Origin of the sequence: Aeromonas sp. FDAARGOS 1406 (assembly GCF_019048565.1) — a bacterium.
GTDB classification, from domain to species: Bacteria; Pseudomonadota; Gammaproteobacteria; order Enterobacterales; family Aeromonadaceae; genus Aeromonas; species Aeromonas caviae.
Window position 1 is genome coordinate 369621 of sequence record NZ_CP077378.1, and the last position, 20691, is coordinate 390311.

Consider the following 20691-nt stretch of genomic DNA (forward strand, 5'->3'; position numbering starts at 1 on the left):
CTCCTTATTTCAGGGCATGGCCCAGTGATTGCAGATAGGCGATCAGCGCATCCAGCTCGGTCTTGCCCTTGACGGCCTCACCGGCGCCAGCGATGTCGGCATCGGTATAGGGCACGCCGAAGTGATCCCGGAACAGAGCCAGCTTCTTGCCAGTCAACTCGCCGCTCAGCACATTGGTCTCGAGCCAGGGGAAGGCCGGCATGTTGGACTCGGGCACCACGTCACGCGGGTTGATGAGGTGGGCGCGATGCCAGTCATCGGAGTAGCGGCCGCCGACCCGGGCCAGATCCGGGCCGGTACGCTTGGAGCCCCACAGGAAGGGGTGCTCCCAGACGCTCTCGCCGGCAACCGAGTAGTGGCCGTAGCGTTCGGTCTCGGCGCGGAACGGGCGGATCATCTGGCTGTGGCAGACGGTGCAGCCTTCGCGGATGTAGATGTCGCGTCCTTCCATCTGCAGGGCGGTGTAGGGCTTGAGGCCCTCCACCGGCTCGTTGGTCTGCTTCTGGAAGAACAGGGGGGTGATTTCCACCAGGCCCCCCAGGCTGATGGCGAAGATGATGCCAATCACCAGCATGGGGACGCTTTTTTCAAAAATCTCGTGACGGTTGTTGTTGCTCATGCTTTAAACCCCTTCAAATCAGGCTGGCTGTGCGACGGGTTCCAGAGAACCCTTGGGCGCAGTGACGGTGCGATAGGCGTTGTAGGCCATCAGCAGCATGCCGGTGACGAAGAAGCAGCCACCCAGGAAGCGCACGAAGTAGAAGGGATAGGAAGCTTGCAGCGCCTCCACGAAGCTGTAGGTCAGGGTGCCGTCGTCGTTGACCGCACGCCACATCAGGCCCTGCATCACACCGGAAATCCACATGGCGACGATATAGAGCACGGTGCCCACGGTGGCCAGCCAGAAGTGGACGTTGATGAGCTTGATGCTGTACATGCGCCCCTGCCCGAACAGGTTCGGGATCAGGTGGTAGACGGCACCGATGGACACCATGGCAACCCAGCCCAGGGCACCGGAGTGAACGTGACCGATAGTCCAGTCGGTGTAGTGGGAGAGGGCGTTGACGGTCTTGATCGCCATCATGGGGCCTTCGAAGGTCGACATGCCGTAGAACGACAGGGAGACGATCAGGAAGCGCAGGATGGGGTCATAACGCAGCTTGTGCCAGGCACCCGAGAGGGTCATGATGCCGTTGATCATGCCGCCCCAGGAGGGCACGAACAGGATGAGGGACATCACCATGCCCAGCGACTGGGCCCAGTCAGGCAGGGCGGTATAGTGCAGGTGGTGCGGACCGGCCCAGATATAGAGGGAGATCAGCGCCCAGAAGTGCACGATGGAGAGGCGGTAGGAGTAGACGGGGCGACCCGCCTGCTTGGGCACGAAATAGTACATCATGCCAAGGAAGCCCGCTGTCAGCAGGAAGCCCACTGCGTTGTGGCCATACCACCACTGCACCATGGCATCCATGGCACCGGAGTACATGGAGTAGGACTTCATGCCGGAGAGCGGCACTTCCATGTTGTTGACGATGTGCAGTACGGCCACCGTGATGATGAAGGCACCGAAGAACCAGTTCGCCACATAGATGTGGGAGGTGGTGCGCTTGACCAAGGTGCCGAAGAAGACGATGGCATAGCTCACCCAGACCACGGCGATGGCGATGTCGATGGGCCACTCCAGCTCGGCGTACTCTTTGGAGGTGGTGTACCCCAGCGGCAGCGAGATGGCTGCAGACAGAATGATCGCCTGCCAGCCCCAGAACACGAAGGAGGCGAGGGGACCACCAAACAGCCGGACCTGACAGGTGCGTTGCACCACGTAGAAGGAGGTGGCCATCAGGGCGCTGCAACCAAATGCGAAGATGACCGCATTGGTATGCAGGGGACGCAGACGGCTGTACGTCAGCCAGGGGGTGTCGAAGTTGAGGGCAGGCCAGATCAACTGGGCTGCAATCAATACACCCACCGACATGCCGACGATACCCCAGACAATCGTCATGACGGTGAACTGGCGCACAACGGTGTAGTTGTACTCAGGGTGGTTTGTTGTATGGCTCATCGTTGTATTCCGCTTCCGATGCTGTTGTTAGTGTTGCCCGGTGTCCTGGGCCATTTTCACCCCGGTTTTGCAAAATCCCCTCGTTAACATCTGTTAATAAAAGGAAAAGCAAAAGGTGGTTAAATGAAAATCCATTGAGAATGATACTGAAATGACCGGTAAAATAACAGTACAAACAGTGATATATTTGGCTCCAGCGGGTCTCATGTCCGCCAGTTTTTACCTTGAGCCAGATCACGAAAATTACATTTTCTACGTACCTTACAGAGCTGTTTTTTCATGAAAGAGAGACTCACTTCACGCAAAATCGTCCACCTGTCCATGGTGCTGGTCATTTTGCTCTCCCTGATGGCCTATCGAACCTGGTTTTCAGGCACAGGAAGCGACCATGCAGAGGGCTCCAATGTTCAGATTTGTGATCTGTCCCACAGCCCCTGCCGCCTCATCGTCGGGGATCGCCCGATGACGGTCAGCATCGATGGCTTGCCGATCCGCCCTGAACATGACTTTGTCCTGCGCCTTCAAGGGGGTGTGCCGGCCATTACGCCGGTCAAGGCCTGGCTCGAGGGCAAGGAGATGTTCATGGGGCTCATCCCCGTGCTGTTTGAAGCCAGCGATGCGGGGTGGCGAGGGGTGACCCAGGTGGGAAGTTGTACGGCAGAGGCGATGGACTGGCTCTTGACCATCGAGTGGAGCAATGGCCAGCGCCATCAACTGACGTTGGGCGCGGCACGTTGAACGGACTCTCATCGGGCCCCAGGAGGGGGGATAAATGAAAATTGATTTGAAATTTTCAGGCAGGACGGTACCTTGCATTGATTATCAAAGAGTGAAGTTCATTTAATCATGATTGAAAAACAAGCATTTTATCGCACGCTCAACCAGCAGGCCCAGGCATTGCTAGAGGGCGAACCCGACATGATCGCCACCCTGGCAAACCTGTCTGCCCTGCTCAATCAGGAACTGGCTGACATCAACTGGGTTGGTTTCTACCTGCTGCAGGGCGAGACCCTGGTGCTCGGCCCGTTCCAGGGCAAGCCGGCCTGTGTGCGCATCCCGGTCGGGCGCGGCGTCTGTGGCACTGCGGTTGCCGAGGGCAAGACCCAGCTGGTGGACGACGTGCACCAGTTCGCGGGGCACATTGCGTGCGACGGTGCCAGCAACTCGGAAATCGTGATCCCGCTGCGCCGTGGCGGGGAGATCATCGGGGTGCTGGACATCGACAGTCCAATCTTTAACCGCTTTGACGAGCAGGACCGGATTGGCCTCGAAGAAACGGTGCAAATTTTGGAAAGCATGCTCTAAGTCATTGCTAGATGGTTCGCAAAAGGTCCCAAGCTCTCTATAATGGGGCCTTTGTTGTGTTCGGGCATGCCCGTGCGTCTATATGAAAGCCAAGGTTATACATGGAAAACACTGAAAAGCTGAAGAACAGTAAAGAGATCGTCGCCTACCTGGTCGAGAAATTCCCGGCCTGCTTCATCGCTGAAGGAGAGGCCAAGCCACTCAAGATTGGCATCTTCCAGGATCTGGCCGCGCGTCTTGCTGATGACGAGAGAGTCTCCAAGACCATGCTGCGCTCTGCTCTGCGTCAATACACCTCCAGCTGGCGTTACCTGCATGGCCTCAAGGCTGGCCAGGCCCGTGTCGATCTGGACGGCAACCCGGGCGAGCTGCTCACCGAAGAGCACATCGAGCATGCCAAACAGGCGCTCAAGGAGAGCAAGGAACGTGTCTTTGCCAGCCGCCGCACCAACACCAAGGAGAAGGAAGACAAGCCCAAGCAGCCGCGTCGCAACGCGCCGCGCAAGGCTGACGCTCCCCGCTCCGACAAGCCCAAGTCCGCCCCTGCTCCCAAGGCTGCACCGGTCGCCGATGCGCCGCTGGTGAAAGTGGATGCCGCTACCCTGAAAGTCGAGCAGGGCGTGCGCGTCGTGCTGGGCAAGTCCCCTGTGCCTGCGACCATCAAGGAAGTGACCAAGGATGACGTACAGGTTCAATTGCAGACCGGCATGATGTTGCGGGTCAAGTTCGAGCATCTGGTTCTCTAAGGAGACGAATGTTGAAGCATGGCGTGATTCGTTTTTCACTCGTTGCCTGTAGCCTGGCGCTTGCCGGGCTCGCACAGGCCATCGAGCCGGTGCTCAAGGAAAGTGATTTGCCTGTGTTGGCTCAAGAGAGCCAACATGCTACGGCCAGCAAGCGAATTGCCAATCTGTTTACCCGCTCCCACTACAAACAGTTCAAGCTGGACGACGCCTTTTCCTCCGTGATCTTTGACAAGTATCTGGAGAATCTGGACTACAGCCGCAACCTGTTTCTGGCCTCTGACATCAGCCGTTTTGAGAAATATCGTACCGGTTTTGACACCGACCTCGAGCGAGGGCGACTGGCTCCGGCCTACGAGATGTTCAACCTGAGTCAGCAGCGGCGGTACGAGCGGTTCGAATACGCCCTCAAACTGCTCGACACTCCCTTCGATTTTACCCAGAAAGACAATTACGTCTTCGATCGGGAAGGGGCTCCCTGGCCCAAGGATGAAGCCGAGCTCAACGAGCTGTGGCGTCAGCGGGTCAAGTTCGATGCCCTGAGCCTCAAGCTCAGCGGCAAGGAGTGGCCCGAGATCAAAGAGCTGCTTGGCAAGCGTTACAACAACGCCATCAAGCGGATGTCCCAGACCGAGAGCGAGGACGTGTTCCAGCTCTTCATGAACTCCTTCGCCCGCGCCATCGAACCGCACACCAGCTATCTGTCTCCGCGCAGCGCCGATCGGTTCAACACCGAGATGAACCTCTCGCTGGAGGGGATTGGTGCCGTGCTGCAGGCGGAAGATGACTTCACCGTCATCCGCTCCCTCGTGCCCGGCGGCCCGGCGGCCAAGTCCAATCACCTGAAACCCGATGACAAGATCACCGGGGTGGGGCAGGACGACGGCAAGATTGTGGATGTCATTGGCTGGCGTCTTGACGACGTGGTCGAGCTCATCAAGGGGCCCAAGGGCAGCAAGGTGAAGCTGGAGATCCAGCGCGGCAAGGGTGCGACTGCCAAGACCGAGCTGGTGGAGCTGGTGCGTGACAAGGTGCGTCTGGAAGACAGAGCCGCCAAGTCCAAGGTGATCACCGCCGAGGGCAAGAAGATCGGCGTGCTCGAGATCCCGAGCTTCTACGTCAACCTGCACGACGACGTGATCAAGGAGATCTCCAGCCTCAACAAGCAGAAGATCGACGGCCTCATCGTCGATCTGCGCGGCAACGGCGGCGGTGCCCTGACGGAAGCCTCCGCCCTGAGCGGTCTCTTCTTTGCCAGCGGCCCCGTGGTGCAGATCCGTGATCACATGGGTCGCATCACCGTCAATGGCGACGACGACGGCAATGTCTACTACGGTGGCCCCATGTCGGTGATGATCGACCGCTACAGCGCCTCGGCCTCCGAGATCTTCGCCGCCGCCATGCAGGACTATGGTCGTGCGCTGATCCTCGGCGAAAACTCGTTCGGCAAGGGGACGGTGCAGCAGCATCGCAGCCTCGCCAAGGTCTATGACTTCTACGAGCAGCCGCTGGGTCACGTGCAGTACACCATCGCCAAGTTCTACCGTATCGATGGCGGCAGCACCCAGAACAAGGGGGTTGCTCCCGATATCGCCTTCCCGACCGCAGTGGCGCCGGGTGAGACGGGGGAGAGCCGCGAGTTCAACGCCTTGCCCTGGGACAAGATTGCCTCGGCCAGCTACGAGCGACTGGGGGACTTCTCCAGCCTGCTGCCCAAGCTGAAATCGGCCCACGAGGCGCGGATCACCAAGGATCCGGAATTTGCCTATGTGCTGCAGGACATCAAGGAGTATCAGGCGGACAAGGACAAGAAGTCGGTCTCCCTGAACGAAGCCGAGCGGCTGGCTGAACAGGCCAAACAGGACGAGAAGGCGCTGGCGCGAGCCAACGAGCGGCTGACCCGTCTTGGCAAGCCGACGGTGAAGAGCCTGGATGAACTGCCGACCGATTTCGAGGCACCTGACGAATACCAGGTGGAAGCGGCCAACATCACGGCGGATCTGGCCACCCTCAGCAAGAAGAGCTGATGCTGGAAACGAAATGACAAGGGCGACTCGGGTCGCCCTTTCTTTTGCCTGAATGCAAACTATTTGACCCTGTCCGAGCCTTGTGACAGCCTCTGACACGTCAATAACAAAGCGTGGAAGCACACAATAATGACTGAACAATCTCAGGCCATGACGGCCAAATATCGCCAGGATTACCAGGCTCCCCTCTATTGGTGTGACAGCCTGGATCTCGATTTTCAGCTGCAAGAGCCCCTGACCCGGGTCACCGCCATCTCCCGTTTGCGTCGCAGCGGCGATCACAACGAGCCCCTGGTGCTGGACGGCGAGGGGCTTGACCTTGTCAGCGTCAGTGTGGATGGCGTGCCCTATCAGCAATACGAGCAGGGAGAGAGCAGCCTGACTCTGTTCAACCTGCCGGCCGAGTGCGTGCTGACCGTGGTCACCGACATTGATCCCGCCGCCAACACGGCGCTGGAGGGGCTCTACAAATCCGGCGATGCCTATTGCACCCAGTGCGAGGCCGAGGGCTTTCGTCGTATCACCTATTACATGGACAGGCCGGACATCCTGGCCCGTTACAGTACCCGCATCACCGCCGACAAGGCCAAGTACCCCTATCTGCTCTCCAATGGCAACAAGGTCGCGAGCGGCGATCTGGACGACGGTCGCCACTTCGTGCAGTGGCAGGACCCCTTCCCCAAACCGAGTTACCTGTTTGCCCTGGTGGCCGGTGACTTCGATGTGGAACGCAACCACTTCATTACCAAAAGCGGCCGCCAGGTGGCGCTCGAGATCTTCGTGGACAAGGGCAACCTGGACCGCGCCGGTTTCGCCATGGAGAGCCTCATCAACTCCATGCGCTGGGACGAGCAGCGTTTCGGCCTCGAGTATGACCTCGACATCTACATGATCGTGGCGGTGGACTTCTTCAACATGGGAGCCATGGAGAACAAGGGGCTGAACATCTTCAACTCCAAGTTCGTGCTGGCCAACCCGGCCACTGCCACCGATGCGGACTACCACGGCATCGAGCGGGTGATCGGTCACGAATATTTCCACAACTGGACCGGCAACCGCGTCACCTGCCGCGACTGGTTCCAGTTAAGCCTCAAAGAGGGGCTGACGGTGTTCCGGGATCAGGAGTTCTCCTCCGATCTGGGGTCGCGCGGCGTCAACCGCATCAACAATGTGCGCACCGTGCGCGGTCCGCAGTTTGCCGAAGATGCCGGCCCCATGGCCCACCCCATCCGCCCGGATGTGGTGATCGAGATGAACAACTTCTACACCCTGACCGTCTACGAGAAGGGCTCTGAAGTGATCCGCATGATGCACACCCTGCTGGGGGAGGACGCCTTCCAGGCGGGCATGCGCCTCTACTTCGAGCGTCACGACGGCTCTGCCGCCACCTGCGACGACTTCGTGCAGGCGATGGAGGATGCCTCCGGGGTGGATCTTGCTCGTTTCCGCCGCTGGTACAGCCAGTCCGGTACCCCCGAGCTCACCGTGGCCGACGAGTACGATACCGAAAGCGGTGTCTATCGTCTGCACGTGAGCCAGCACACCCCGCCGACCCAGGATCAGCCACAAAAGCTGCCGCTGCATATCCCCCTCGACATCGAGCTCTACGATGCACAGGGTGCCGTCATCCCGCTGCAATACCAGGGCAAGGCCATCGGCAATGTGCTGGACGTGCTGGAAGCACAGCAGACTTTCGAATTCGACCAGGTGCCGGTCAGACCGGTACCCTCCCTGCTGCGGGACTTCTCCGCCCCGGTCAAGCTGCACTATGACTATAGCGACGAGGCCCTGGCCTTCCTGATGCGCCATGCCCGCAACGAGTTTGCCCGCTGGGATGCGGCGCAGATGCTGATCAACAAGGCGGTGATCGACGGGGTGGCCCGGGTCCAGCACGGGCAGGGGGTTGAGCTCTCCCGCACCCTGCTGGCGGCCTTTGTCGCCATTCTGGACGAGGCTGCACTGGATCCCGCCCTCAAGGCAGAGATCCTGGCCCTGCCGGGAGAGGCGACCCTGGCCGAGCTGTTCGAGGTGGCCGACATCGACGCCATCCACCAGGTGCGCAACGGGATCCAGACCGCATTGGCCCACGCCTTCGGCGACCGCCTGCTGGCGTGCTACGAGAGCCTGCGTCTGCCGGCTTATCAGGTGGTCCATGCCGACATGGCCAAGCGGGCCCTCAAGGGTGTGGTGCTGGGTTATCTGGCGGCGCTGGATGCCGCGAAGGCCGATACCCTGGTGCGCGAGCAGTACGGGGCTGCCGACAACATGACCGACACCCTGGCGGCGCTCCAGGTGGCCAACAGCCATCTGCTGCCGTGCCGCGCCGCGCTCTTGGCCGACTTCGAAGGCAAGTGGGCCCACGACGGCCTGGTACTGGACAACTGGCTGCGGCTGGTGGGGGCTAAGCCGGCCAAGGATGTGCTCGATGACGTGAAGCAGGCGATGGCGCACCCGACCTTCAGCATCCGCAACCCGAACCGGCTACGGGCGCTCATCGGCAGCTTCGCCATGAGCAACCAGGTGCAGTTCCACGCCGCCGATGGCAGCGGCTATCGCTTCCTGACCGATCTCTTGATCGAACTCAACGAGGTCAATCCCCAGGTGGCGTCCCGCCTCATCACCCCGCTTATCCAGTTCAAGCGGCTCGATGAGGGGCGCAAGGCGCTGGTTCGCGCCGAGCTGACCCGCCTGGCCAACCTGGACGGGCTGGCGCGGGATCTGTTCGAGAAGGTGAGCAAGGCGCTGGCACAGTAAGCGTCACGACGGCGGGCAGGGGAGTCTGGCTCTCCTGCCCGTTTTTCATGGATGACCAGGAGGTGACATGAGGCAATACACTTTTCGGCTCTCCCTTGGCCGCGACGAGATCATGTTGATGTACCAGGGGCAGGTGAACCGCCTGGTGGTACGTACCGAGCAGGGTCTGACCCTGGAGCTGGGGTTGGAGAAAATCCGGCGTTTTGTGTCGGAGAGCGGCGTTCACGGCTACTTTCGACTGAAAACCCAGGACGATCATCGCTTCATTTCCCTGGAACGCATAAATTAACAAAACTTGAACATCAATCCGGGTAAATATCTGCTTTAAGTCACTATCTATCCGGTAAATGGCGCGGCATCCAGTGCGATTTTCTGAATTTTGCCAACTTGGCAAAATTTATCACAACCCAAGCCGTGATCTGCCCCTTGTTTTTAACATCCCGTTATCACCTTTGCTCGCCTTCCTTGATCCAAGCCATTACACTTCGCTGCAACTCTGTACCGGTGGGCATCCTGGGTGGATGTCGCCGTGTCTGTGATGTCGTCCGATAAGGAAACTAGCAATGGCATTGAAAGACGCCCCTACCTCCGTTCTGCTCGAAAACGTTCTCAGTCTGATCCACCAGAAATTGCCGAAAAACAGTGCCTCCCTGGTCGAATGTTTCGTTGCCAAGTTCTACGGCAACATGGCCAGCACTGATCTGCATGACCGCAATGACAGCGATCTCTATGGTGCCGCCCTCAGTCTGTGGAATGCCCTCAACCACCGTACCGGCATCGAGCCCTATATCCGGGTCTACAACCCCGAGCTGACCCGCCACGGATGGCAGTCTCCCCATACCATCGTCGAGATCATCCTGCAGGATTCCCCCTTCCTGGTGGACTCCATCCGCATGGCGCTCAAGCGTCTCAATATCACCGCACACATGATGCTGCACCAGCCGCTGCACCTGATCCGCGGCGAAGGCGGCAAGATTGGCGCCATCCTGGATCTGGACAACACCGCAGAGCAGACCTCGGTGGAAACCGCCTTCCTCATCGAAATCGATCACCTGACCGGTGAAGAGGAGATGGACGCCCTGACTGCCGAGCTCAACTCGGTCGCGCGGGAAGTGGCCCTGGCGGTGGGAGACTGGCAGCCCATGCTGGCGCGCCTGAACGAGATCATCGAAGAGCTGCCCAAACGCAAGAACCCGGTCAGCCAGGCCGAGGTGGACTCCTGCGTCGCCTTCCTCAAATGGGTGGCAGCCCACAACTTCACCCTGATGGGTTATCGTCGCTACGACGTCAAGGCGGTGGAGGGGGATCACGAGATCCTGCCGCAGCCCGAGTCCAGCCTGGGCCTGATGAAGAACTCCATCAAGGACGAAGGCCAGCGCCTCGGCACCATGCCCGCCAGCGCCCGTCACGCGGCCCTCAGTTCCGACCTGCTGATCCTCACCAAGTCCAACAGCAAGTCCCGGGTGCATCGTCCGGCCTATGTGGACTACATCGGCATCAAGCGTTTCGACGAGCACGGCAAGGTGGTGGGAGAGGATCGCTTCATCGGCCTTTATGCCTCCTCCATCTACAACACCAGTGCGACCCAGATCCCCCTCATCAGCCACCGCCTCGAGCGCATCATGGCCGCCTCCGGCTTTGAGTCGGGCTCCCATGCCTACAAGGCGTTGCTGAACGTGCTGGAAACCTACCCGCGCGACGAGCTGATCCAGGCCCGTGAAGAGGAGCTGCTGGCCACCGGTCTCGGGGTGCTGGAGATGCAGGAGCGGGACATGCTGCGCCTGTTCGTGCGCCGGGACGTGTATGGCCGCTTCTTCTCCTGCATGGTCTATGTCACCAAGGAGCGCTACAACACGGCGCTGCGGGTCAAGACCCAGCAGATTTTGCAGAAATATTTTGGCAGCAGCATCGATGTGGAGTTCAACGTCTACTTCACCGAGGGCGTGCTGGCACGGACCCACTACATAGTGCGGGTCAACAACAACAACGTGGATGTGGATGTGAACGAAGTACAGAACAACCTGATTGAAGCGGCCCGCAGCTGGGATGACCGCCTGGATTCCGTGCTGCTTTCCCACTATGGCGAGGCCCGCGGTAACGAGCTGCGCCGCCGTTTCAGCACCGCCTTCCCCCGTGCCTACAAGGAAGATGTGCTGCCGGGCTCTGCCGTCGCGGACATCATGGCCCTGGATGGATTGAGCGAGGCCGAGCCGCTTGGCATGCTGTTCTACCGCGCCCAGGAGGAGGAGAACGATCGCCGGGTACGCCTCAAGCTGTTCCACCGAAGCGAACCCATCCACCTCTCCGACGTCCTGCCCATGCTGGAAAACATGGGGCTGCGCGTCATCGGCGAGACCCCGTATCAGGTACGGACCCCCACCGGCGAGGTGTTCTGGATCCTCGATTTCTCCATGCTGCTGCGCGGTGAGCAACCGTTCGATCTGGAGCAGAGCCAGCAGCGCTTCCAGCAGGCCTTCGCCGCCATCTGGAACAAGACCCTGGAAGATGACGGCTTCAACCGTCTGGTGCTGGGGGCCGGCCTCACCGGTCGTCAGGTATCCGTGCTGCGGGCCTATGCCAAATACATGCGCCAGACCGGCGTCTCCTTCAGCCAGTCCTATATCGAGGAGACCCTGACCCGTTATCCGGACATCGCCCAACTGCTGTTCACTCTGTTCGAACAGCGCCTGGATCCGGCCATCAAGCAGGATGCCAAGGTGCCATCGCAAGATGCCAAGGCATCCGCCAAGCTGCATGAGCAGCTCGCCGCCAAGCTGGATCAGGTCGCCAACCTGGATGACGATCGCATCATTCGCCGTTATGTGGAGATGATCGACGCCACCCTGCGCACCAACTACTACCAGCTGGACAAGGCGGGCAACATCAAGCCCTACATCTCCTTCAAGCTGGCCCCCTCCAGCATCACCGACATGCCGCTGCCGCTGCCGAAGTTCGAGATCTTCGTCTACTCCCCGCGAGTGGAAGGGGTACACCTGCGCTGGGGCAAGGTGGCCCGTGGCGGCCTGCGCTGGTCCGATCGCAAGGAGGACTTCCGCACCGAAGTGCTGGGTCTGGTGAAAGCTCAGCAGGTGAAGAACACCGTCATCGTGCCGGTGGGCGCCAAGGGCGGCTTCTATTGCAAGCAGATGCCGGCAGGCGCCCCCCGTGCCGTCATCCAGGAGGAAGGCAAGGCCTGCTACCGTCTGTTCATCCGCGGCCTGCTCGACGTGACCGACAACATCATTGGCGGCGAGGTGATCCCGCCAAAATCCGTGGTGCGTCACGACGAGGATGATTATTACCTGGTCGTGGCCGCCGACAAGGGCACCGCGACCTTCTCCGACATCGCCAACGAGATAAGCCTCGAATACGGCCACTGGCTCGGCGATGCGTTTGCCTCCGGCGGCTCGGTCGGCTATGACCACAAGAAGATGGGCATCACCGCCCGCGGTGCCTGGGAATCGGTCAAGCGCCACTTCCGTGAGATCGGCATCAACTGCCAGACCACCGACTTCACCTGCGTGGGGATAGGCGACATGGCCGGCGACGTGTTCGGCAACGGCATGCTGCTCTCCGAGCACATCCAGCTGGTGGGCGCTTTCAACCACATGCACATCTTCGTCGACCCGACCCCGGATGCGGCCGGGAGCTTCGTCGAGCGCAAGCGCCTGTTCGAGCTGCCCGGCTCCAGCTGGGATGACTACAACCGTGAGCTCATCTCCAAGGGGGGCGGCATCTTCCTGCGCTCTGCCAAGTCCATCAAGCTGAGCCCGGAAATGCAGACCCTGCTCGGCACCGACAAGAGCGGCATGGCCCCGAACGAGCTGATCAAGGCGCTGCTCTGCCTGAACGTCGACCTGCTCTGGAACGGCGGCATCGGCACCTATGTGAAGAGTGCCCGCGAGAGCGACGCCGACGTCGGGGATCGCAGCAACGACGTGCTGCGGGTCAATGGTCGTGACCTGCGTGCCCGCATCGTGGGCGAGGGTGGCAACCTGGGCTTCACCCAGCTTGGCCGGGTGGAGTATGCCAGTCAGGGTGGTCGCATCAACACCGACTTCACCGACAACGTGGGCGGGGTGGATTGCTCCGACAACGAGGTCAACATCAAGATCCTGCTGAACCAATTGGTGGCCGCCGGGGATCTGACTCTCAAGCAGCGTAACCAGATGCTCTACGAGATGACGGATGCGGTGGCCCAGGTGGTCATCACCAACGCCTATCGCCAGTCACAATCCATCTCGGTGACCGCCTTCCGTGGTGCTGAGCAGCTGAAAGAGCAGCAGCGCTTCATCCAGGGGCTGGAGCGGGAAGGCAAGCTGGACCGGGCGCTCGAGTTCCTCCCCTCCGACGAGGAGCTCTCCGAGCGGATGGCGGCAGGGCAGGGGCTGACCCGACCCGAGCTGGCGGTACTGGTGGCTTACGGCAAGATGGTGCTCAAAGAGCAGCTCAACTGCCCGGAAGTGACCGACGAGCCCTTCCTCGCCAACATGCTGGTCACCAGCTTCCCGACCCAGTTGCAGCAGCAATTTGGCGCGGCCCTGGCCCAGCATCCGCTGCGAGGCGAGATCATCGCGACCCGGGTGGCCAACATGCTGGTCAACGACATGGGGCTCAACTTCGCCAGCCGGATGAAGGACGAGACCGGTGCCTCGGTGGCGGAAGTGGCCTGCTGCTTCGCCATGGCCCGGGAAGTGTTCGGCCTCGGCGCCCTGTGGCGTGACATCGAAGGGTGTGACAACGGGGTGGATGCCCAGACCCAGCTCGAGCTGATGTTCTACAGCCGCCGCATCGTACGCCGCGCCACCCGCTGGTTCCTGCGCGCCCGCAACCGCAGCTGGAGCATCGGCGAGAACATCGCCTTCTTCCGCCCGGCCTTCGAGACCCTGAGTCAGCACCTTTACGAGGTAATGGACGAAAGCGAAGTGGCCGAACACCGCCAGGCGGTCGCCGCCCTGGTGGAGAAACAGGTGCCGGAGGCCATCGCCCGTCGCGTGGCCCACATGAGCAGCCTCTTCTCCTGCCTGGATCTGGCGCAGATTGCCGCGGAGCACAAGACCGACATCCTGCGGGTTGCCAACGTCTACTACCGCCTGGGTGCCAAGCTGGATCTGCACTGGTTCCTTGAACAGATCAACCATCAGCCGGTGGGCAACCACTGGCAGGCGATGGCGCGGGCCTCCTTCCGCGAAGATCTGGACTGGCAGCAACGCAGCCTCACCTCCGTGGTACTGGAAGGGTGCAAAGAGCAGGGGGAATGCGCTACCATACTGGCCGACTGGATTTCGGAGCATGAGCAACTCTTGTCCCGTTGGACCCACATGTTGGCCGACTTCAAGACCACGAGCACGCACGAGTTCGCCAAGTTCTCGGTGGCCTTGCGAGAGTTGAACCTGCTCCAGTTGAATTGCCGAACCTCGGCATAACCCCAAAAGCCCCGGCCAGTTGCCGGGGCTTTTTTTAAGGAGCAAGCATGCTGTACCCACTCGCCAGGCATTTCCTGTTCAAACTCAATCCGGAGCAGGCTCACGATCTCTCCATCAAATATTTGCCCCGCCTTCTCGGTACCCCGCTTGATTGTTTCTTCCGCCATTCTCTGCCCAAACGCCCCGTCACCGTCATGGGGCTTAATTTTGCCAATCCGGTGGGGTTGGCCGCCGGTCTGGATAAAGACGGGGAGTGCATTGATGCCTTCGGCGCCATGGGGTTCGGTTTCATCGAGGTCGGTACCGTGACCCCCAGACCCCAGAGCGGCAATGACAAGCCTCGTCTCTTCCGGGTGATCCCGGCCGAGGGGATCATCAATCGCATGGGATTCAACAACAAGGGAGTCGATCACCTAGTGGCCAAGGTGAAAGAGGCCAAATATCAGGGGGTGATCGGCATCAATATCGGCAAGAACAAGGACACCCCCATCGAGCAGGGCAAGGATGATTACCTTCTCTGCATGGACAAGGTGTATGACCACGCCGGTTATATTGCGGTCAATATTTCCTCGCCAAACACCCCGGGTCTGCGTCAATTGCAATATGGCGATGCACTGGATGAACTGCTGGCCGCATTGAAACAGCGTCAACAGGAGCTGGCCGAGAAATATAAAAAGTATGTGCCGCTGGCCGTGAAAATTGCCCCGGATCTGTCACTCGATGAAATAGATCAGGTAGCCGCCTCTTTGATCAAGAACCGTATTGACGGTGTCATCGCCACCAATACCACTCTGGAGCGGGAGATGATATATGACATGCCCCATGCCGCAGAGGCTGGCGGGCTCAGCGGTCGTCCGCTCCAGCACAAGAGCACCGAGGTGATCCGCCACCTGGCCAAGGCCCTCGACGGCGCCCTGCCCATTATCGGTGTGGGTGGTATCGACAGCGCCATGGCGGCTCGGGAAAAACTGGCAGCGGGTGCCAGTCTTGTCCAGATTTACAGCGGCTTTATTTATAAAGGGCCGAGTCTGGTCAAAGAGATCGTTACCCATATTTAAAAAATAACCGGTTGCCCTTATTTAACGTTGCTCAAATTCTCGACATGGAATAAAGTCGAGGGACGGCTTAGATAAGGGCACCACCATGTGTATTCAACCCAATGACAATTGGCAGTGGCATTATGACGCTCAGGATGATCGCCTGATGCTGGATTTGTCCGATCGCATGATATTTGCCACCGAATATAAAGGTCGACAACTTGTTCCCTGTTCTTTCACCACCCAGCCTTTTTGTGTGGATGATGCCGCCCTCTATTACCAGTTGATGGACAAGGCTGCTGAACTCGACTGGAGTACGCCCCACCAGGTCCAGCTGGTCCTCAATGCCATCGCCGTCAGCCGTTTTTATAAACCCCTGATGCCGCAAAGCTGGTTCTTTCATGAACAGCAGGCTCATGTTATTCCAGAGATGGGATCCCTGGTGTGGATGGATACTCCCCACGGTCGGGGGGAATTCATGGTCATCGAAGCCGGCGATCAGGCGAGCGTTTGCCTGAACCTGACCGACGAACTGGTGCTGACCAACAGCAAGACGCTGCCGCGCTTTGCCGTGATCAAGGTGATGAATAACCGGATGCAAGCCAGAGTCCGGGCACAGACACAATATCGGGAAGTGGGCTGACGATGGGGCCGTTATATGGCGACGAATAAGTCTGTTATAGACCTGCTATATTGGTCTGATATTTAAGCGCACAGTCTCTCTCTTGTTCCATTATTTGTCTTTTTCCTTCGTCTGGTCGTCACGACCATTTTCTGCCTGGTCCGGGCAAGATTTTCGAATTCTTTACGAATGTGATGGTAGACAGCTGCCAGCCAAGAGCGGGATCCTGTCGCCCGCAAGGGGGGAGGGGAGAGTCTGCCGCGCCTCTTGCCGTTTATATGGCGCCTTTGTCCAAGGTTCGAGTGCCGAGCGCGGGCCGATAAGGTATAATGCGGCACTATTTTTATGGCATCCCCGTGAGCGTGATGAAAGAATTTTTTGCAACCTGCCCCAAGGGGCTGGAAAACCTGCTGGCCGTCGAGCTGACCAATCTGGGTGCGGAGCAGGTCCGTGAGACCGTGGCCGGCGTCCACTTCAAGGGCGAACTGGCCATCGGCTACAAGGCCTGTCTGTGGAGCCGCTTTGCCTCCCGTATCGTGCTGGTGCTCTCCGAGTTCCAGATGAACGACGATCTGGACCTCTACCTCGGGGCTCATACCATTCCCTGGGAGGAGCACTTCTCCGGTACCGCCACCATCGCGGTGGACTTTACCGGTACCAACGCCTCCATTCGCAATACCCAGTACGGCGCCCTGAAGATCAAGGACGCCATCGTCGATCGCTTCACCAAGCGCGGCCACGTGCGCCCGGATGTGGACAAGAAGTCTCCGGACATTCGCATCATGGCGCACCTTGGCAAAGGCAAGGCCAATATCACGCTGGACTTGTCAGGACCGGCGCTGCACCAGCGCTTCTATCGCCAGGGCACCGGCGAGGCGCCCCTCAAAGAGAACCTGGCTGCGGCCATGATTGCCCGCAGCGGCTGGGCTGGCGAGCCCATGATGGACCCCATGTGCGGCTCCGGTACCCTGCTGATTGAAGCGGCCTTCATCGCTGCCGACATGGCGCCTGCGCTGCGCCGTGAGCGCTTCGGTTTCGATCGCTGGCTGCAACACGATGGTGAACTGTGGCAGAGTCTGATGATGGAAGCCCAGGTGCGTGCCAAGCGCGGCATGCAGCGCTGCGAGGTGAAACTGTTCGGTTGCGATGCGGATACCCGGGTCCTGATGAAGGCCCGTGACAACGCCAAGGCCGCCGGCGTGGCCCATCTCATTACCTTCAAGCAGGCCGATGTCACCAAGCTGGAAAATCCGCTGCCGATGCCGGCTGTGGAAGGAGAGAGCCGTCAGGTCGGCATGCTCATCTCCAACCCGCCCTATGGCGAGCGTCTCGGTGAATTCCCGGCGTTGCTGGAAGTGCATCAGGCCCTTGGCGATGCCCTGCGCCGCGGCTTCCAGGGGTGGAAGGTCACCATTCTCTCCGCCTCTCCCGAACTCCTGAGCTGCCTGCGCTTGCGTGCCGACAAGCAGTATCGCCTGTTCAACGGCGCCCTCGAGTGCCAGCTGCGCAACTATCAGATCGCCCTCGATGCCGTCGCTTCCCAGAAAGAGGTGGCCCAGGACTTTGCCAACCGTCTGCGCAAGAATCTGAAGACCCTCGAGAAATGGGCGAGCAAGGAGAACCTCGATTGCTACCGCCTCTATGACGCGGACTTGCCGGAATACAACGCCGCCATCGACCGCTATCAGGATTATCTGGTGGTACAGGAGTACGCGGCGCCCAAGGACATTCCCGCCCAGAAAACCCGCCAGCGTCTGCTGGACATGGTGCAGGCCGCCATCAAGGTGACCGGCATGGACGGCGAGAAGGTGATCCTGAAGGTGCGCGAGCGCCAGGAAGGCAAACAGCAGTACCAGAAGCTCTCCGAAGAGCAGCACCGGATGGAGGTGCAGGAGTACGGTGCACGCCTCTGGGTCAACCTCTACGACTATCTGGACACCGGCCTCTTCCTCGACCACCGCCAGACCCGCCGCATGCTGGGCCAGATGGCAAAGGGCAAGCGCTTCCTGAACCTCTTCGCCTACACCGGCAGTGCCACCGTGCACGCGGGGCTCGGCGGCGCCCGCGAAACCACCACGGTGGACATGTCGCGCACCTACCTCAACTGGGCCCAGGACAACATGCGCCTCAACTCGCTGGTGGGCCGCGAGCACAAGTTCGTGCAGGCGGACTGCCTGAAGTGGTTGTCGGAAGCCGACGAGCAGTACGACCTCATCTTCATCGATCCGCCCACCTTCTCCAACTCCAAGCGGATGGACGAGAGCTTCGACGTGCAGCGGGATCACCTGCTGTTGATGCAGCACCTCAAGCGCCTGCTCGCGGCGGACGGCACCCTGGTCTTCTCCAACAACAAACGCCACTTCAAGATGGACTTGGCCGGCCTTGACGCCATCGGTCTCAAGGCGCAGAACATCACGAACAAGACCCGGCCCAAGGACTTCGAGCGCAACCAGCATATCCACAACTGCTGGATCATCACCCACGCCGAGGCACAAGGCTGATGCTGACCCTGTTTCACACCGACGGCTGCCACCTGTGCGAACAGGCGTGGACGCTGGTGGAACAGGCCGGGATGGCCGCGCAGACCCGCCGCTGCGACATCCTGGAGGAGGAGGCCTGGCTCGAGGCTTACCGGGTGCGCATCCCGGTGCTGCAAGACAGTGCCGGCCGGGAGCTGGGCTGGCCCTTCACCCTGGGGGAGCTGCAAGGCTGGCTGGCACAGGGGTGAGCAGGATTTGACGACAAAACGGGGGCAGATTCACGCTGCCGCCCGTTTTTTCATAAGCAACAAGGAACAAACATGGCTCTTTTGACATTGCACGGCGCGTCCCTGTCGTTCAGTGATTTTCCGCTGCTCGACCATGCCGAGCTCACCATAGAGCGGGGCGAGCGCCTCTGTCTGGTGGGTCGCAACGGGGCGGGCAAGTCCACCCTGATGAAGGTGATTGCCAGCGAACTGCCGCTGGACGACGGCCGTCTGGTGTTGCAACAAGATTTGAAAGTGACCCGCCTCGAGCAGGATCCGCCCGCCTCGAGCGAGATCACCGTGTTCGATTACGCCGCAGAAGGGCTGGCCGGGGTAGGGGAGCTGCTCAAGCAGTACCACCATGTCTCCCACGCCCTGGCGCACGACCCTTCCGATGCCAACATTCGCACCATGAGCCAGTTGCAGGAGCAGCTCGACTATCAGAACGGCTGGCAGTACGAAACCCGCATCAATCAGGTGCTGACCCTGCTCGATCTCGACCCTGATGTGACGCTCGACAGTCTGTCTGGCGGCTGGCTGCGCAAGGTGGCTCTGGCCCGCGCCCTGGCGTGTGACCCGGACCTGTTGCTGCTGGACGAGCCGACCAACCATCTGGACATCGATGCCATCAACTGGCTGGAAGAGTTCCTCAAGGACTTTCGTGGCGCCATCGTCTTCATCTCCCACGACCGGGAGTTCATCCACAAGCTGGCGACCCGGATCATCGATCTCGATCGCGGCGTGATCACCTCCTGGCCCGGTAACTATGACGAATATCTGCAAGGCAAGGAGGAGTGGTTGCGGGTCGAGGAGCTGAAAAACGCCGAGTTCGACCGCAAGCTGGCCCAGGAAGAGGTGTGGGTCCGCCAGGGGATCAAGGCGCGTCGTACCCGCAACGAGGGACGGGTGCGGGCCCTCAAGGCGATGCGCATGGAGCGCACCCAGCGCCGGGAACTGCAGGGCAAGGCCAAGCTGCAACTGGACGAGGCGGGCCGCTCCGGCAAGCTGGTGTTCGAGACCGAGGGGCTGGGGCTGGACTTTGGTGATCGCACCCTGTTCCAGGGACTGGATCTGCAGGTGCTGCGCGGGGACAAGATTGCTCTGGTTGGCCCCAACGGCTGCGGCAAGTCGACCCTGATCAAGCTGCTGATGGGCCAGCTCGAGGCGAGCCGTGGCTCGGTGCGCCAGGGGACCAACCTGGAAGTGGCCTACTTCGATCAATACCGTGAGCAGCTCGATCCCGAGAAGACGGTGGTGGACAACGTGGGGGAGGGCAAGCAGGAGGTGATGTTTCGCGGCCGCTCCCGCCACATCCTTGGCTACCTGCAGGACTTCCTGTTCGAGCCCAAGCGGGCGCGCACCCCGGTCAAGGCCTTGTCAGGGGGCGAGAAAAACCGTCTACTGTTGGCCAAACTCTTCCTCAAACCCAGTAACTTGTTGATTCTGGATGAACCAACCAACGACCTGGATGTCGAAACGCTGGAATTGCTGGAAGAGCTGCTCACCGATTATCCGGGCACCCTGCTGCTGGTCAGCCACGATCGCCGTTTCATCGACAATACCGTGACCGGCTGCTGGCTGTTTGAAGGGGATGGACGGATCAGCGATTATGTCGGGGGCTACGCCGACATGATGGCCACACGAGCCCTGCAGGCCGCCCAACAGACGGCCAAGCCGGCCCCGGTCAAGGTGGCAGAGCCTGTCGCATCGGCAGCGGAGCCTGCGAAAAAAACACGAAAACTCTCTTACAAGTTGCAACTGGAGCTGGATAATCTGCCAGCCCGGCTGGAACAGTTGGAAATGGAACTCGATGCCCTGCAGGCCGAGATTAACCACCCCGGTTTCTTCTCCCTGCCAGCAGAGCAGACCCAGCCCAAACTGGATGCATTGAATGCGGCAGAGGCCGCATTGGAACACGCCTTCTCCCGTTGGGAGGAGTTGGAAGCGTTGAAACATCAAGACTAAGGAA

At 60.1% G+C, this 20691-nt stretch carries 15 protein-coding genes; 12 read left to right on the top strand and 3 right to left on the bottom strand.

Going from position 1 to position 20691, the window contains the following annotated elements; translation table 11 throughout:
* Nucleotides 1-4 precede the first annotated feature (4 nt).
* Genes ccoO through I6L36_RS01770 form a run of 3 tightly spaced genes read right to left on the bottom strand, consistent with a single transcriptional unit; the run spans nucleotide 5 to nucleotide 2300 of the window.
* Nucleotides 5-619 carry a cytochrome-c oxidase, cbb3-type subunit II gene (gene ccoO / locus I6L36_RS01760; RefSeq protein ID WP_010674774.1) on the bottom strand — a complete coding sequence of 205 codons (615 nt, stop codon included), beginning with the start codon at nucleotides 617-619 and terminating at the stop codon, nucleotides 5-7.
* An 18-nt stretch (nucleotides 620-637) separates the two neighbouring features.
* Entirely contained in the window at nucleotides 638-2062 is a 1425-nt protein-coding gene (gene ccoN / locus I6L36_RS01765) for a cytochrome-c oxidase, cbb3-type subunit I (protein WP_010674773.1), read from the bottom strand.
* Nucleotides 2037-2300, bottom strand: coding sequence for a hypothetical protein (locus I6L36_RS01770; RefSeq protein WP_125117269.1), 264 nt, complete (start codon nucleotides 2298-2300; stop codon nucleotides 2037-2039). The genes ccoN and I6L36_RS01770 overlap by 26 nt, the downstream gene beginning before the upstream one ends.
* 41 nt (nucleotides 2301-2341) lie before the next feature.
* Between I6L36_RS01770 and I6L36_RS01775 the strand changes: the two genes are divergently transcribed.
* From I6L36_RS01775 to I6L36_RS01830, 12 genes are all read left to right on the top strand, one after another.
* Nucleotides 2342-2800, top strand: a complete 459-nt coding sequence (locus I6L36_RS01775; RefSeq protein WP_216986948.1) for a hypothetical protein — start codon at nucleotides 2342-2344, stop codon at nucleotides 2798-2800.
* Nucleotides 2801-2908: 108 nt separating this feature from the next.
* Nucleotides 2909-3367 (top strand): GAF domain-containing protein, encoded by a 459-nt coding sequence (locus tag I6L36_RS01780; RefSeq protein ID WP_010674771.1) that lies wholly within the window; start codon nucleotides 2909-2911, stop codon nucleotides 3365-3367.
* Between the two features lie 101 nt (nucleotides 3368-3468).
* Nucleotides 3469-4113 (top strand): RNA chaperone ProQ, encoded by a 645-nt coding sequence (proQ, locus tag I6L36_RS01785; RefSeq protein ID WP_010674770.1) that lies wholly within the window; start codon nucleotides 3469-3471, stop codon nucleotides 4111-4113.
* A gap of 8 nt (nucleotides 4114-4121) precedes the next feature.
* Nucleotides 4122-6137, top strand: a complete 2016-nt coding sequence (prc, locus tag I6L36_RS01790) for a carboxy terminal-processing peptidase (protein WP_045524882.1) — start codon at nucleotides 4122-4124, stop codon at nucleotides 6135-6137.
* Nucleotides 6138-6266: 129 nt separating this feature from the next.
* Nucleotides 6267-8891 carry an aminopeptidase N gene (gene pepN / locus I6L36_RS01795; protein WP_216986949.1) on the top strand — a complete coding sequence of 875 codons (2625 nt, stop codon included), beginning with the start codon at nucleotides 6267-6269 and terminating at the stop codon, nucleotides 8889-8891.
* A 67-nt stretch (nucleotides 8892-8958) separates the two neighbouring features.
* On the top strand, nucleotides 8959-9180 hold the full coding sequence (locus I6L36_RS01800; protein WP_010674767.1) for a DUF2835 family protein: 222 nt from the start codon (nucleotides 8959-8961) through the stop codon (nucleotides 9178-9180).
* 274 nt (nucleotides 9181-9454) lie between these two features.
* Nucleotides 9455-14317 (top strand): NAD-glutamate dehydrogenase, encoded by a 4863-nt coding sequence (locus I6L36_RS01805; protein WP_216986950.1) that lies wholly within the window; start codon nucleotides 9455-9457, stop codon nucleotides 14315-14317.
* A 47-nt stretch (nucleotides 14318-14364) separates the two neighbouring features.
* Nucleotides 14365-15375: a quinone-dependent dihydroorotate dehydrogenase gene (gene pyrD / locus I6L36_RS01810; RefSeq protein ID WP_039040791.1), complete on the top strand. Its 1011-nt coding sequence runs from the start codon at nucleotides 14365-14367 to the stop codon at nucleotides 15373-15375.
* Between the two features lie 85 nt (nucleotides 15376-15460).
* A complete protein-coding gene (locus tag I6L36_RS01815) occupies nucleotides 15461-15997 on the top strand; it encodes a cell division protein ZapC (protein WP_041211431.1) in 537 nt (178 codons plus the stop codon).
* Between the two features lie 308 nt (nucleotides 15998-16305).
* Entirely contained in the window at nucleotides 16306-18477 is a 2172-nt protein-coding gene (gene rlmKL, locus I6L36_RS01820) for a bifunctional 23S rRNA (guanine(2069)-N(7))-methyltransferase RlmK/23S rRNA (guanine(2445)-N(2))-methyltransferase RlmL (protein ID WP_039040793.1), read from the top strand.
* Complete coding sequence (locus I6L36_RS01825; RefSeq protein WP_010674762.1) at nucleotides 18477-18704, top strand: glutaredoxin family protein; 228 nt, start codon at nucleotides 18477-18479, stop codon at nucleotides 18702-18704. The genes rlmKL and I6L36_RS01825 overlap by 1 nt, the downstream gene beginning before the upstream one ends.
* A 72-nt stretch (nucleotides 18705-18776) precedes the next feature.
* Nucleotides 18777-20687 carry an ABC transporter ATP-binding protein gene (locus I6L36_RS01830; protein ID WP_216986951.1) on the top strand — a complete coding sequence of 637 codons (1911 nt, stop codon included), beginning with the start codon at nucleotides 18777-18779 and terminating at the stop codon, nucleotides 20685-20687.
* Nucleotides 20688-20691: the final 4 nt, after the last annotated feature.

Coding starts and splice junctions, on each gene's coding strand:
- ccoO (WP_010674774.1), bottom strand. CDS start 619: ATGAGCAACAACAACCGTCACGAGATTTTTGAAAAAAGCGTCCCCATG.
- ccoN (WP_010674773.1), bottom strand. CDS start 2,062: ATGAGCCATACAACAAACCACCCTGAGTACAACTACACCGTTGTGCGC.
- I6L36_RS01775 (WP_216986948.1), top strand. CDS start 2,342: ATGAAAGAGAGACTCACTTCACGCAAAATCGTCCACCTGTCCATGGTG.
- I6L36_RS01780 (WP_010674771.1), top strand. CDS start 2,909: ATGATTGAAAAACAAGCATTTTATCGCACGCTCAACCAGCAGGCCCAG.
- proQ (WP_010674770.1), top strand. CDS start 3,469: ATGGAAAACACTGAAAAGCTGAAGAACAGTAAAGAGATCGTCGCCTAC.
- prc (WP_045524882.1), top strand. CDS start 4,122: ATGTTGAAGCATGGCGTGATTCGTTTTTCACTCGTTGCCTGTAGCCTG.
- pepN (WP_216986949.1), top strand. CDS start 6,267: ATGACTGAACAATCTCAGGCCATGACGGCCAAATATCGCCAGGATTAC.
- I6L36_RS01800 (WP_010674767.1), top strand. CDS start 8,959: ATGAGGCAATACACTTTTCGGCTCTCCCTTGGCCGCGACGAGATCATG.
- I6L36_RS01805 (WP_216986950.1), top strand. CDS start 9,455: ATGGCATTGAAAGACGCCCCTACCTCCGTTCTGCTCGAAAACGTTCTC.
- pyrD (WP_039040791.1), top strand. CDS start 14,365: ATGCTGTACCCACTCGCCAGGCATTTCCTGTTCAAACTCAATCCGGAG.
- I6L36_RS01815 (WP_041211431.1), top strand. CDS start 15,461: ATGTGTATTCAACCCAATGACAATTGGCAGTGGCATTATGACGCTCAG.
- rlmKL (WP_039040793.1), top strand. CDS start 16,306: ATGCGGCACTATTTTTATGGCATCCCCGTGAGCGTGATGAAAGAATTT.
- I6L36_RS01825 (WP_010674762.1), top strand. CDS start 18,477: ATGCTGACCCTGTTTCACACCGACGGCTGCCACCTGTGCGAACAGGCG.
- I6L36_RS01830 (WP_216986951.1), top strand. CDS start 18,777: ATGGCTCTTTTGACATTGCACGGCGCGTCCCTGTCGTTCAGTGATTTT.